Below are 12,435 nucleotides of genomic sequence, written 5' to 3'. Positions count from 1 at the left end.
GCGAGGTCCAGCGCATCGCGGGTATCCAGCATCACCGCCACCTCGTCGGTTTCCTTGCGCGCGGCCTTGGCCCCGGCCGCGAAGGCCTTGGGATGCGGGCCATGCGGGAAGCCGCAGGGATGCACGGTGATCATGCCGGGATGGATGTTGTCGCGGCTGAAGAACTGGCCCTGGTGATAGAAGATCACCTCGTCGTAATCGTCGTTGTTGTGGAAGAACGGCACCTTCAGGGCTTCCGGATCAGACTCGATCGGACGCGGCACGAAAGTACAGACCACGAAGCGCGAGGCCAGGAAGGTGGTATGCGCCGAGGGCGGCAGGTGGTAGCGGTGGCTCATCAGCGGCCGGATGTCGCGCCAGTTCAGCCTGACCACCGTCAGGTCGCCTTTCCAGCCCACCACGTCGAGCGGGTTATAGGGATAGGTGACGGTGGAAAGCTGGTCGCGGCGCTTGATCACCACGCGCCAGTTTTTCCCGCCCGAGGCGGGTCCTTTCTGCTGCTGCGCCCGGAAGGGATCGTCGATGCGCGGGATGTCGAGCACGCCGGGATCGAAGATCGCATGCGGGCCGAGCAGGCCCTTGTCGGGCAGGCGGTAGCTGTCGTTGGTGGCTTCCATCAGCAGGATCTTGCTGGGTGATGCCGGCTCAAGCCGCCACATGGTGCCGCGCGGCAGCATGATGTAGTCGCCTTCGCTGTAATCCATATGGCCAAAATCGCAGAACAGCGCGCCGTTGCCTTCATGCACGAACAGCAGCTCGTCGCCATCGCCGTTGCGCACCAGATGATCCATCGCCTGCGTGATCAGCAGGTGGCGGTATTTGACATGGGCATTGCCCATCAGCAGCTTCGCCTTCCACGGGCAGTCGACCGCATCGGCGAATTTCGCCGTGTCGAAGGCGCGTGGCTTGAGCGGGCCTTCCCAGTCGATCCAGCCGGTGGGCGGGTTGGCATGGTAGAGATGGGCGGCGGGGCCGAAGAAGCCCTCCTTGCCCATCTCGCGCTCAAAAGTGCCCTGGGGCAGGGCGACATGGGCCTGGCGGGCCGTCTGACCCTCGCTGTGGGTCATCGGAATCCAAGTCTTGGCCATGGGACGTTTCCTCCTGATTTCTTAATTGGCTTTCAGCACGCCGCGACGGATCTGGTCGAGCTCGATCGATTCGAACAGGGCCTTGAAATTACCCTCGCCGAAGCCGTCATTGCCCTTGCGCTGGATGATCTCGAAGAAGATCGGGCCGATCACCGTGTCGGTGAATATCTGCAGCAGCAGGCCCTGGCCCTGGGTCGGCGCGCCGTCGATCAGGATCTGCAGTTCCTTGAGGCGGGCGACGTCCTCGTTATGGCCGGGCACGCGGCCGGGCACCTGGTCGTAATAGGTATCGAGCGTGGACTGGAACGGCACGTCGCGGCCGCGCAGGCTGCTGACCGTGCCATAGATGTCGTTGGTGCCCAGGGCGACATGCTGGATGCCCTCGCCATGATAGGCATCGAGATATTCGACGATCTGCGACTTGTCGTCCGAGCTTTCGTTGATCGGGATGCGGATTTTGCCGCAGGGGCTGGTCATCGCCTTGGATTTCAGGCCGGTCAGCTTGCCCTCGATGTCGAAATACTTGATCTCGCGGAGATTGAAGAGGCGCTCGTAGAACTCGGCCCATTCCGCCATGCGGCCGCGATGCACGTTGTGGGTCAGGTGGTCGACATAGGTGAGGCCGACGCCCTGCGGGTTGCGCTCGGTGTTGGGCAGCGGCACGAAATCGACATCATAGATGGTGCCGCGCTCGCCATAGCGGTCGACCAGGTAGATCAGGCTGTCGCCGATGCCCTTGATCGCCGGGATCGCCAGCTCCATCGGGCCGACATGCGGCTCGACGCCCCAGGCGCCCAGCTCGATGGCGCGCTTGTAGGCCTTGGCGGCATCCTTGACGCGGAAGGCCATGGCGCAGATGGAGGGGCCATGGATGCGGGCGAAGCTCTGGGCGAAGCTGGCCGGCTCGGCGTTGAGGATGAAATTGACGTCGCCCTGGCGATAAAGCGTCACGTTCTTGGAGCGGTGCTTCGCCACCGCCTGGAAGCCCATGCGCTCGAACAGCGCGGCCAGCTTCTCGGGCTCGGGCGCGGCATATTCGATGAATTCGAAGCCGTCGGTGCCCATCGGGTTGTCGAACAGGTCGGCCATGGGGATTATCCTCCCTTGAACTGAATTGCGATTGAGTCGCATAATAGTTACATTTGCAACTATATTCAAGAGCCGATGTCATGGGGAATACGAAAATGGCCAAAGCGCCGCTGGCACTGGAACGGTTCCTGCCCTACCGCCTGTCGGTGGTGACGAACCGGATCAGTGGGGCGCTGTCGCGCCATTATGCCGACCGGTTTGGCATTGGCATTCCGGAATGGCGGGTGATCGCCATCCTTGGCCGCTATGCCGGCCTGAGCGCCAACCAGGTGGCGGAACGCTCGGCGATGGACAAGGTGACGGTGAGCCGCGCGGTGGCGGCGCTGGAAGGCAAGGGCCTGCTGGAGCGCGAGCGCGACGACGGCGACAAGCGCAAATCGCGGCTGACCCTGTCGGGGAAGGGGCAGCAGGTCTATGCCGAGATCGCCCCGCTGGCGCTGGGCTTCGAGCGCGACCTGCTGACCGCGCTGACGGCGGAGGAGGCGGTGCAGCTCGACCGCATCATCGACAGGCTGAACGCGAAGATGGATGCGGTGGACGCCGGCCGCTGATGGCCGTCTATTCCGAGGCGGGCGGCAAAACCTGCTTCGCCTGCTGTGCGGCGATCTTCGCCTCGAAACGCGCCTTGCCGCGGCGATGCACCAGGAACAGCACGATGCCGACCACCGCGAAGATGCCGAGCATGATCAACCCGAAATCCTTGGCGATGTCGCCCAGCACCGCCTCGAAGGCGACCCCGAGCAGATAGCCGGCCCAGCAGAACGCGTTCGACCACAGGCCGGCGGCGACAAAGTTCAGCCCGGCGAAACGCGGCCATGAAATCATGCTCATGCCCATCGCCAGCGAGGAGAAGTTGCGCACGCCGTAGATGAAGCGGAAGCTGAGGATGAAGCCGACATGGTATTTGTGCAGCATGTCGAGGGCGACGTTGACGCCGCCCTGCAGCTTGGGGAAGCGCTTCAGCAGCCGGTGGCCGTATTGCCGGCCGATCCAGAAATAAAGCTGGTCGCCGGCGAAGCTGCCCAGCCAGGCCGCGGCGATCAGCCAGTACATGTGCAGCAGGCCCTGGCTGGCCGCTGCACCGGCGAAAATCACGAAAGTCTCGCCTTCCAGGAACGTCCAGATGAAGGTGATGATGTAGAACCAGTCGCGATACTGTTCGATCAGGTGGTAGATGTCGATTTCCACTGCCTGCTTCCCTGTATCGCCGGTTCAGATCAGGCCGGCGAGCGGCGAGGAGGGATCGGCGTAACGCTTCTTCGGCATCCGCCCGGCCAGATAGGCCAGCCGGCCGGCCTCGATGGCCAGTTTCATGGCCTGCGCCATGCGGACCGGGTCTTTCGCCTCGGCGATGGCGGTATTCATCAGTACGCCATCGCAGCCAAGCTCCATGGCAATGGCCGCGTCGGAGGCGGTGCCGACGCCGGCATCGACCAGCACCGGCACCTTGGCATTCTCGATGATGATGCGGATGTTGACCGGGTTCTGGATGCCCAGCCCCGAGCCGATCGGCGCGGCCAGCGGCATGATCGCGCAGGCGCCCAGGTCTTCCAGCTTCTTCGCCGCGATCGGATCGTCGGCGCAGTAGACCATGACATCGAAGCCTTCCCGGACCAGCAGCTTGGTGGCGGAAAGCGTCTGCTCCATGTCGGGATAGAGCGTCTTCTGGTCGCCCAACACTTCCAGCTTCACCAGCTTCCAGCCACCGGCTTCGCGGGCGAGCCGCAGGGTGCGCACGGCGTCGTCGGCAGTGAAGCAGCCGGCGGTGTTGGGCAGGTAGGTGTATTTCTTCGGATCGACGTAATCGACCAGCATCGGCTGGCTCGGGTCGGTGACGTTGACGCGGCGCACCGCGACCGTGACGATCTCGGCGCCCGAAGCTTCGATCGCCAGCCTGGTCTGCTCGAAATCCTTGTACTTGCCGGTGCCGACCAGCAGCCGCGAACGGAAGCGTCTGCCTGCCACTTCGAAATAATCGCCCTGGCCAGCGGACAACGGGGCGTTGCCGCCGCCGATGAAATGCACGATCTCGATCTTGTCGCCGTCGTTCAGGCTGGTTTCGGCATAAGCCGAGCGCGGGATGATTTCGCGGTTCAGTTCGATGGCGATTTTGCGGGCATCGAGCGTCAATGCGGCCAGAAGCTCGGCCACCGTCGCCATCCCGCCCATCTCGCGGACTTCACCATTGATCGTCAACTGCATGCTCTGCGCTACCCTGCTCCGCGCCGTCTTATTGACCATACCGGTCAGATGGGGTCCGGAAGGCGCGCAGACAATAGAGCGGGGCAAGCCGGCCCGGCAACCCTTACATTGGTCGGATTCCCATGAAGGCTTTGTAACATAACGCGATTGCAGTAAAATCCCGGCCTCTGGGGAGGATTTGCATGCTGTTATACGGGTATTTCAGGTCATCTGCGGCTTACAGGGTCCGGATTGCGCTCAATCTCAAGGGCCTGGATTACGACAACCACTTCATCCACCTGCAGAAGAACGACCAGCTGGCCGAGGCCTATGCCGCCCTCAACCCGCAGAAGCAGGTGCCCGCCCTGGTCGACGGCGACACCCTGCTGACGCAGTCGCTGGCCATTGTCGAATACCTCGAGGAAACCCACCCGAATCCCCCGCTGCTGCCGGCCGGTGCGGTGGCCCGCGCGCGGGTGCGGGCCCTGGCGCTGGCGATCGCCTGCGACATCCACCCGCTCAACAACCTTCGCGTGCTGCGCTACCTGGTCAAGGAGATGGGGCTGCCCGAGGACAAAAAGGACCAGTGGTATCGCCACTGGGTCGAAAACGGCCTGCAGGCGGTGGAGAAAATGCTGAACGACAGCGCCGCCACCGGCCAGTTCTGCCATGGCAACACGCCGTCCATGGCCGATGTCTGCCTGGTGCCGCAGGTGGCCAATGCGCGCCGGTTCAACTGCGACCTCTCGGCCTGCCCGACCATCGTGCGGATCGACGCCGAATGTCGCAAGCTGGAGGTTTTCGCCAGGGCGGCCCCGGATCGCCAGCCGGATGCTGAATAGGCCCGGCTAGCCGCCCAGGGCCGTGAGGGCTTCCGGCAATTCCGCGAAACGGTCGATCAGGCGATCGCCGCCCAGCTCGTGGGGTGGAATCCGCGTATAGCCGAAGCTGACCACCACGCAGGGCAGGCCGGCTGCCTTGGCAGCATTCACGTCGTTGGCGGAATCGCCCACCATGGCGGCCCAGGCGAAATCGCTGCCCAGCGCATCCAGCGTGCCATGGATATGGCCGGGATCGGGCTTGCGCATGGCCAGGCTGTCGCCGCCGACCACGGCGCCGAACAGGTCAAGCATGCCGAGCTGGCGGAGCAGGCTGCGGCTGAAGCCTTCCGGCTTGTTGGTGCAGACGGCCAGCGCGTAATCCTGTTCGGCCAGCTGCGCCAGGCTGGTGATCACGCCGGGAAACGGCTGGCTGGTATCGGCCAGGTGGTCGGCGTAATAGACGAGGAAGTCGGCCATGGCGGCCTCGAAGCCGGCCGCGTCGGGCATGCCGCCGGTGGTCTGGAAGCCCTTCTCGATCAGGGCGCGGGCGCCGTCGCCCACCAGCATGCGCACGGCATCCAGCCCGATGGCGGGCCGTCCGGCGCGGGTGAGGGCATAGTCGGTGGCGGCGGCCAGGTCGGGCGCGGTATCAACCAGCGTACCATCGAGATCGAACAGAATTGCTTTGCGAGTCATGGCGTTACAATTGGAAAGACCCTGAAACAGACGGAAAGACCATTTGATTTCCGCTGGCCGGCACGGCTATGACACAGTCCGCCGCGTCGAAAGCGGCGAATCGCGGCTTTTTGTACACGGAACAGGCGGATGGCGAAACGGCCAATGGTTAAGCGGGCGGTAGCGGTTGTGGTGCTGGCAGCGGGGCAGGGCACGCGGATGAAGTCGCGCCTGCCCAAAGTGCTGCATGCCGTCGCCGGCCAGCCGATGCTGCGTCATGTGCTTGATGTCGCCGCCACGCTGAAGCCCGCGCGCGTGGTGGTGGTGACCGGCAGGGACCAGGAGGCGGTGGCCGCGGCGGCGAAGCCGGCCGTGACGGCAATCCAGCATCCCGCCCGCGGCACCGGCCATGCGGTGATGGCGGCCATGCCGGCGCTGAAAGGCTTTGGCGGCGACGTGGTCGTGCTTTATGGCGACACGCCGCTGCTGACGCCGGCCCTGCTGAAAAACCTGCTGGCCATGCGCCGGCATAAAAGCGATCCGGCGGCGGTGATCGTCGGTTTCCGGCCCGATGACCCGGGCGCCTATGGCCGCCTGATCGTCACTCCGAAGGGCCAGCTGGAGAAGATCGTCGAATACAAGAATGCCTCGGCCGAAGAACGCGCCGTGCGCCTGTGCAATGCCGGCCTGATGGCTTTCGATGGCGCCCGCCTGCCGGCTCTGCTGAAAAAACTTTCGGACCGGAATGCCCAGGGCGAATACCTGCTGACCGACGTGGTCGAGCAGGCCAATGCCAGGGGCTGGGGTTGCCGCGTGGTCGAGGCCGATGCGGTCGAGGTGATGGGCATCAATACCCGCGCCGAGCTGAGCCTGGCCGAGGCGGCGATGCAGCAGCGCCTGCGGCAGGCCGCCATGGCGGCCGGCGTGACCATGACGGCGCCGGATACCGTCTATCTGCGCGGCGACACGGCATTCGGTCGCGATGTCGTCATCGAGCCTTTTGTGGTGTTTGGTTCCGGCGTCAGCGTCGGCGACGACGTGACGATCCGCAGCCACAGCCATATCGAAGGCGCCAGCATCGCCAATGGCGCCACCATCGGGCCGTTTGCCCGCCTGCGGCCGGGAGCGAAGATCGGCACGGACGCCCATATCGGCAATTTCGTCGAGATCAAGAATGCTGCCGTCGAGCCGGGCGCCAAGGTCAATCACCTGACCTATATCGGCGATGCCCGCGTTGGCGCGAAGGCCAATATCGGCGCCGGCACCATCACCTGCAATTACGATGGCTTCGACAAGCACCATACCGACATCGGGGCCGGGGCCTTCATCGGCTCCAATTCGGCGCTGGTGGCGCCCGTGAAGATCGGCGCCGGCGCCATGGTGGCTGCCGGCAGCGTGATTACCCGCGACGTGCCCGCCGATGCCCTGAGCGTCGCGCGTGGCCGCCAGGAAGATAAACCCGGCCTGGCCGCGAAGTTCCGCGCCATCAAGGCGGCCAAGAAGAAGACAAAGACCTGAGGAGTTTGAGTCATGTGCGGCATTGTCGGTGTGGTCGGTACGCGCGATGTCGTGCCCTTGCTGATCGATGGCCTGAAGCGGCTGGAATATCGTGGTTATGATTCCGCCGGCATCGCCACTCTGGCGAAGGGCGGCGCCATCGAGCGCCGCCGCGCCGAGGGCAAGATCGCCCGGCTGGAGGAGCGGCTGGACGTCGAGCCGCTGCGGGGCCTGATCGGCATCGCCCATACCCGCTGGGCCACCCATGGCGCGCCGAACGAGGCCAACGCGCATCCGCATGCCACCGAGCGCGTCGCGCTGGTGCATAACGGCATCATCGAGAATTACCGCGAACTGGGCGAGGAGCTGGCCGCGAAAGGCCAGAAGTTCCACAGCCAGACCGATACCGAAGTGGCCCTGCGCCTGATCGACCAGTATCTGCTTGACGGCCTGGCGCCGGAAGCAGCCGTCGCGACCGCGCTGGGCCGCCTGCGCGGCGCCTTTGCGCTGGGCATCCTGTTTCACGGCAAGGACGACCTGCTGATCGGCGCCCGCCGCGGCGCGCCGCTGGCGGTCGGCTTCGGCAATGGCGAGATGTATCTCGGCTCCGATGCGCTGGCGCTGGCACCGCTGACCGACAGGATCGCCTATCTGGACGAGGGCGACTGGGTGGTGCTGAGCCGCGAGGGCGCGCGCTTCTTCGATGCCGACAACAAACCGGTCGAGCGCGCGGTGCGGCCCACCGCGATCAGCGGCGCCATGATCGGCAAGGGCAATTACCGCCATTACATGCTGAAGGAAATCTATGAGCAGCCGGCGGTGATGGGCGACACCATCAACACCGTGGTCAGCCCGACCGACCGCTGGGTGCATCTGCCCGACCTGGGCATCGACCTGGCGCAGATCAGCCGCATCACCATCGTCGCCTGCGGCACGTCGTATTATGCCGGACTGGTGGCGAAATACTGGCTGGAGCGTTATGCCCGCATCAGCGTCGAGGTCGATGTCGCCTCCGAATACCGCTACCGCGAGGCGCCGGTCGACCCCAGGGGCCTGGCCATCTTCATCTCCCAGTCGGGCGAGACGGCCGATACGCTGGCGGCGATGCGCTATGTGAAGGCCAATGGCGGCCGCACCCTGGTGATCGTCAACGTGCCGGAAAGCAGCATGGCGCGCGAGGCCGACGGCGTCTTGCCGACCAAGGCCGGGCCGGAGATCGGCGTCGCCTCGACCAAGGCCTTCACCTGCCAGCTCGTCACGCTGGCGGCCTTCAGCCTGGCGGTGGCGCGGGCGCGCAAGGCCTTGAGCGAGGCGGAAAGCGCCCGCCTGATGGCTGCCCTGATCGAGGTGCCGGCTCATGCCGCCGAGGTGCTGAACCACGACGACGACCTGCAGGCCCTGGCCGAGAAGATCATGGACGCGCGCGACGTGCTCTATATCGGCCGCGGCCCGTGTTTTCCGCTGGCCCTGGAAGGCGCGCTGAAGCTCAAGGAGATCTCCTATATCCATGCCGAAGGTTACGCCGCCGGCGAGCTGAAGCACGGCCCGATCGCCCTGATCGACGAGCAGGTGCCGGTCATCGTGATCGCGCCGAGCGACGGGCTGTTCGAGAAGACCATCTCCAACATGCAGGAGGTGATGGCGCGGGGCGGCAGGGTGATCTTCATGTCAGACAAGGCCGGCCTGACCCATGTGGACGACCGCACCTTTGCCACCGTGGTGCTGCCCGAGGTGGAGCCCTTCGTGGCGCCGATCCTCTATGCCATCCCGGTGCAGCTGCTGGCCTATCACGTCGCCGTGCTCAAGGGCACCGATGTTGACCAGCCGCGCAACCTGGCCAAGTCGGTGACGGTGGAATGAAGAGGATTGGGGAATGAGTCCGGTTGTTGCCCGGCGCCTGCTGCCCTTCCGCCTCAGCATCTGCGGGGTCGCCGAGCTGGAGCAGTTCGCCGGCGACGTGACGCATATCCTCGGCATCCTCGACCCCGGCACGCCGGCGCCGGAGGGCTATGTGCATCACCCGGAAGCCCTGCGCGACGAATTCCGTTTCTACGATATCGTCGCCAATGACGGCAGCCGCACCATGCCGACCGAAGCCGATGTCGCCGCCATCCTGAAGGTGGGAGACAAGCTGGCGGCCGATCGCGTGGATCACCTGCTGATCCATTGCTATGCCGGCGTGTCGCGCTCCACGGCATCGGCGGTTGCGCTGATGGCGCAGCGCAATCCCGGCCGCGCCGCCGATATCTTCGCCGCGCTCGGCGAGATCCGGCCGAAAGCCTGGCCCAATTCGGTGATGATTGGCCATGCCGACCGCCTGCTGGGCCTGGGCGGCACGCTTGTCGAAGCGCTGCGGCTGCACCACATTGCCACGGCCCATCGCTATCCCGAGGTTCGGACCTTGATCTCCAGCGTCGGTCGTGGGCATGAATTGCCCACGGAATATGCTGCGGAAGGATCCGACCCCCATGAGCCAGTATGATTTCGACCTCTTTGTGATCGGCGGCGGGTCCGGCGGCGTGCGTGCCGGCCGGATTGCCGCTGGCCATGGCGCCAGGGTCGCGGTGGCCGAGGAATACCGTTATGGCGGCACCTGCGTGATCCGGGGCTGCGTGCCCAAGAAGCTGCTGGTCTACGGTTCGGAATTTTCGCACGCCTTCGAGGATGCCGCCGGTTTTGGCTGGAGCGTGGGCGAAAGCCGCTTCGACTGGCCGGCGATGATCGCCGCCAAGGACAGGGAAATCGGCCGGCTGGAGAAAATCTATCGCGGCCTGTTCGAGAATGCCGGCGCGAAGACCTTCGATGGCCGCGCCACCCTGAAGGATGCCCATACCGTTGTGGTCAACGACAAGGCGGTCACCGCCGGCACGATCCTGATCGCCACCGGCGGCCGGCCGGTGAAGCCGGCCATTCCCGGCGCCGAGCTGATGATCACCTCCAACGAGGCTTTCCATCTGAAGGAGATGCCGAAGCGGATCATCGTGATCGGCGGCGGCTATATCGCCTGCGAGTTCGCCGGCATCTTCAACGGTTTTGGCGCCAAGGTGACGCAGCTTTATCGCGGCGAGCAGATCCTGCGGGGCTTCGATCACGATATCCGCAGCCACCTGGCAGGCGAGCTGGTCAAGAGCGGCATCGACCTGAAGGTCAAAACAGACGTCACGAAGATCGAGACGGTGGCCGGCGGCCTGCTGGTGCATCTGACCGATGGCAGCACGATGGAGGTGGATGCCGTTATGGCCGCCACCGGCCGCAAGCCCAATACCGATGGCCTGGGCCTGGAAGCCGTGGGCGTGGAAACCGATGCCGATGGCGCGGTGGTGGTGGACCACTATTCGCGCTCCAGCGTGGAGAATATCTATGCCGTGGGCGACGTGACCAACCGCATCAACCTGACGCCGGTGGCGATCCGCGAGGGCCATGCCTTCGCCGATACCGTGTTCGGCAACACGCCGCGCAAGGCCGACCACAACGACGTGCCGGCCGCCGTGTTCAGCCAGCCCAGCGTCGGCACGGTGGGCCTGAGCGAGGAGGATGCGCGCAAGGCCTATGGCGAGGTGGATGTCTATCGCACGACGTTCCGGCCGATGCGCGCCACCGTGTCGGGCCGCGACGAGCGCATCCTGATGAAGCTGGTGGTCGATGCGAAATCCGACCGCGTGGTCGGCGCCCATATGGTGGGACCGGAGGCGGGCGAGATCATCCAGGGCATCGCCATCGCCATCAAGGCCAAGGCCACCAAGGCCGATTTCGACGCCACCGTCGGCATCCACCCGACGGCGGCGGAAGAGTTCGTCACCCTGCGCGAGAAGGTCAAGGCCTGATGGCTCTGGTGCGCGCCGACGCGAAGATCACCCTGATCCTCGGCGGCGCGCGCTCGGGCAAGTCGCGGCTGGCCGAGGAGCTGGCGCAGAAGCATGACGGCAGACTGGTTTATATCGCCACGGCGGAAGCCTGGGACGATGAAATGCGTGCCCGCATCGCCGAGCACAAGGCGCGGCGCGGCGACCGCTGGCACGATATCGAGGCGCCGATCGCGATTGCCGAAATACTGCGGGCCTTGCCGGCCGACACCGGCGCGGTTCTGGTCGACTGCCTGACGCTGTGGCTGTCGAATCTCATGCATGCCAACCGCGACATCGCGGTGGAAACCGCCAACCTGCTGGCGGCGCTCGATGCCGTGCGGTTTCCCGTGCTGCTGGTCTCCAACGAGGTCGGCCTCGGCATCGTGCCGGAGAATAAACTCGCCCGCGACTTCCGCGATCACCAGGGCCGCCTGAACCAGGCCATCGCAGCCCAGGCCGACCACGCCGTGTTCATGTCGGCCGGCCTGTCTCTGGTCCTGAAATGACCGCGCGCTGCCTGATGTTCCAGGGCACCGGCTCGGATGTGGGCAAGTCGGTGCTGTGCGCCGGCGTGATCCGCGCGCTGGTGAAGCGTGGTTACAGCGTGCGGCCGTTCAAGCCGCAGAACATGTCGAACAATGCCGCCGTCACGGCCGATGGCGGCGAGATCGGCCGCGCCCAGGCCCTGCAGGCGCGTGCCGCCGGCGTCGCGCCCAGCGTGCACATGAATCCCGTATTGCTGAAACCGCAGGGCGACCGCACCAGCCAGATCGTCGTGCAGGGCCGCATCCATGGCAGCACCGATGCGCGCGGCTATCTGGCGAGGAAGGCCGAGCTGTGGCCCTTCGTCGCCGAGAGTTTCGGCAAACTGAAGCAGGACGCCGATTTCGTCGTGGTGGAAGGCGCCGGCTCGCCGGCCGAGGTGAACCTGCGCGCCAACGACATCGCCAATATGGGCTTCGCCACTCGCGCGGATGTTCCTGTGGTGCTGGTGGGCGATATCGACCGTGGCGGGGTGATCGCCTCGCTGGTCGGCACGGCGGCTTTGCTGGAGCCGGAAGAGGCCGCGCAGGTGGCCGGCTTCCTGATCAACAAGTTCCGCGGCGATGTCAGCCTGTTCGATAGCGGCCTGCAGATCATCACCCAGCGCACCGGCTGGCGCAGTTTCGGCGTGCTGCCGCATCTGCCCGAGGTGGCGCGCCTGCCGGCCGAGGACAGCATGGCGCTGGATAATGTGGC

General features: G+C 65.3%; 13 protein-coding genes. 8 read left to right on the top strand and 5 right to left on the bottom strand.

Annotation, left to right across the window (positions count from 1 at the left end; translation table 11 throughout):
• Both Q1J79_RS14270 and hppD read right to left on the bottom strand, forming a co-directional pair.
• Positions 1-1,088: homogentisate 1,2-dioxygenase (locus tag Q1J79_RS14270; protein WP_300301564.1), on the bottom strand; the 1,088-nt coding region annotated here is incomplete at its 3' end.
• Positions 1,089-1,109: 21 nt separating this feature from the next.
• Entirely contained in the window at positions 1,110-2,177 is a 1,068-nt protein-coding gene (hppD, locus tag Q1J79_RS14265; RefSeq protein WP_300301562.1) for a 4-hydroxyphenylpyruvate dioxygenase, read from the bottom strand.
• A 95-nt stretch (positions 2,178-2,272) separates the two neighbouring features.
• Between hppD and Q1J79_RS14260 the strand changes: the two genes are divergently transcribed.
• Positions 2,273-2,728, top strand: coding sequence for a MarR family winged helix-turn-helix transcriptional regulator (locus tag Q1J79_RS14260; protein WP_300301560.1), 456 nt, complete (start codon positions 2,273-2,275; stop codon positions 2,726-2,728).
• A 7-nt stretch (positions 2,729-2,735) separates the two neighbouring features.
• On the opposite strand, the gene Q1J79_RS14255 is transcribed toward Q1J79_RS14260, so the two are convergent.
• Together Q1J79_RS14255 and thiS are read right to left on the bottom strand one after the other, a co-directional pair.
• Positions 2,736-3,365, bottom strand: a complete 630-nt coding sequence (locus Q1J79_RS14255; protein ID WP_300301558.1) for a DedA family protein — start codon at positions 3,363-3,365, stop codon at positions 2,736-2,738.
• Between the two features lie 24 nt (positions 3,366-3,389).
• Entirely contained in the window at positions 3,390-4,379 is a 990-nt protein-coding gene (thiS, locus tag Q1J79_RS14250; protein WP_300301556.1) for a sulfur carrier protein ThiS, read from the bottom strand.
• Positions 4,380-4,561: 182 nt separating this feature from the next.
• Here thiS and maiA point away from each other — a divergent pair, with 182 nt between their 5' ends.
• Positions 4,562-5,200 carry a maleylacetoacetate isomerase gene (gene maiA, locus Q1J79_RS14245; RefSeq protein ID WP_300301553.1) on the top strand — a complete coding sequence of 213 codons (639 nt, stop codon included), beginning with the start codon at positions 4,562-4,564 and terminating at the stop codon, positions 5,198-5,200.
• Between the two features lie 6 nt (positions 5,201-5,206).
• On the opposite strand, the gene gph is transcribed toward maiA, so the two are convergent.
• Positions 5,207-5,875 carry a phosphoglycolate phosphatase gene (gene gph, locus Q1J79_RS14240; protein ID WP_300301551.1) on the bottom strand — a complete coding sequence of 223 codons (669 nt, stop codon included), beginning with the start codon at positions 5,873-5,875 and terminating at the stop codon, positions 5,207-5,209.
• A 144-nt stretch (positions 5,876-6,019) separates the two neighbouring features.
• On the opposite strand from gph, the gene glmU reads away from it, so the two are divergent.
• From glmU to Q1J79_RS14210, 6 genes are all read left to right on the top strand, one after another.
• Entirely contained in the window at positions 6,020-7,372 is a 1,353-nt protein-coding gene (glmU, locus tag Q1J79_RS14235) for a bifunctional UDP-N-acetylglucosamine diphosphorylase/glucosamine-1-phosphate N-acetyltransferase GlmU (RefSeq protein ID WP_300301549.1), read from the top strand.
• Positions 7,373-7,384: 12 nt separating this feature from the next.
• Entirely contained in the window at positions 7,385-9,211 is a 1,827-nt protein-coding gene (glmS, locus tag Q1J79_RS14230; RefSeq protein WP_300301546.1) for a glutamine--fructose-6-phosphate transaminase (isomerizing), read from the top strand.
• A 13-nt stretch (positions 9,212-9,224) separates the two neighbouring features.
• On the top strand, positions 9,225-9,833 hold the full coding sequence (locus Q1J79_RS14225) for a protein-tyrosine-phosphatase (RefSeq protein ID WP_300301542.1): 609 nt from the start codon (positions 9,225-9,227) through the stop codon (positions 9,831-9,833).
• Positions 9,820-11,175, top strand: coding sequence for a glutathione-disulfide reductase (gor, locus tag Q1J79_RS14220; protein ID WP_300301540.1), 1,356 nt, complete (start codon positions 9,820-9,822; stop codon positions 11,173-11,175). The genes Q1J79_RS14225 and gor overlap by 14 nt, the downstream gene beginning before the upstream one ends.
• Entirely contained in the window at positions 11,175-11,702 is a 528-nt protein-coding gene (cobU, locus tag Q1J79_RS14215; protein ID WP_300301538.1) for a bifunctional adenosylcobinamide kinase/adenosylcobinamide-phosphate guanylyltransferase, read from the top strand. The genes gor and cobU overlap by 1 nt, the downstream gene beginning before the upstream one ends.
• Positions 11,699-12,435: cobyric acid synthase (locus Q1J79_RS14210; RefSeq protein WP_300301536.1), on the top strand; the 737-nt coding region annotated here is incomplete at its 3' end. The genes cobU and Q1J79_RS14210, both read left to right, overlap by 4 nt.

Origin of the sequence: Ferrovibrio sp., assembly GCF_029255545.1 — a bacterium.
Classification (GTDB): domain Bacteria; phylum Pseudomonadota; class Alphaproteobacteria; order Ferrovibrionales; family Ferrovibrionaceae; genus Ferrovibrio.
Note: the sequence above shows the minus strand (reverse complement) of the source record. Positions and strands in the feature narration are given on the sequence as shown.

Coding starts and splice junctions, on each gene's coding strand:
- hppD (WP_300301562.1), bottom strand. CDS start 2,177: ATGGCCGACCTGTTCGACAACCCGATGGGCACCGACGGCTTCGAATTC.
- Q1J79_RS14260 (WP_300301560.1), top strand. CDS start 2,273: ATGGCCAAAGCGCCGCTGGCACTGGAACGGTTCCTGCCCTACCGCCTG.
- thiS (WP_300301556.1), bottom strand. CDS start 4,379: ATGCAGTTGACGATCAATGGTGAAGTCCGCGAGATGGGCGGGATGGCG.
- maiA (WP_300301553.1), top strand. CDS start 4,562: ATGCTGTTATACGGGTATTTCAGGTCATCTGCGGCTTACAGGGTCCGG.
- gph (WP_300301551.1), bottom strand. CDS start 5,875: ATGACTCGCAAAGCAATTCTGTTCGATCTCGATGGTACGCTGGTTGAT.
- glmU (WP_300301549.1), top strand. CDS start 6,020: ATGGTTAAGCGGGCGGTAGCGGTTGTGGTGCTGGCAGCGGGGCAGGGC.
- glmS (WP_300301546.1), top strand. CDS start 7,385: ATGTGCGGCATTGTCGGTGTGGTCGGTACGCGCGATGTCGTGCCCTTG.
- Q1J79_RS14225 (WP_300301542.1), top strand. CDS start 9,225: ATGAGTCCGGTTGTTGCCCGGCGCCTGCTGCCCTTCCGCCTCAGCATC.
- gor (WP_300301540.1), top strand. CDS start 9,820: ATGAGCCAGTATGATTTCGACCTCTTTGTGATCGGCGGCGGGTCCGGC.
- cobU (WP_300301538.1), top strand. CDS start 11,175: ATGGCTCTGGTGCGCGCCGACGCGAAGATCACCCTGATCCTCGGCGGC.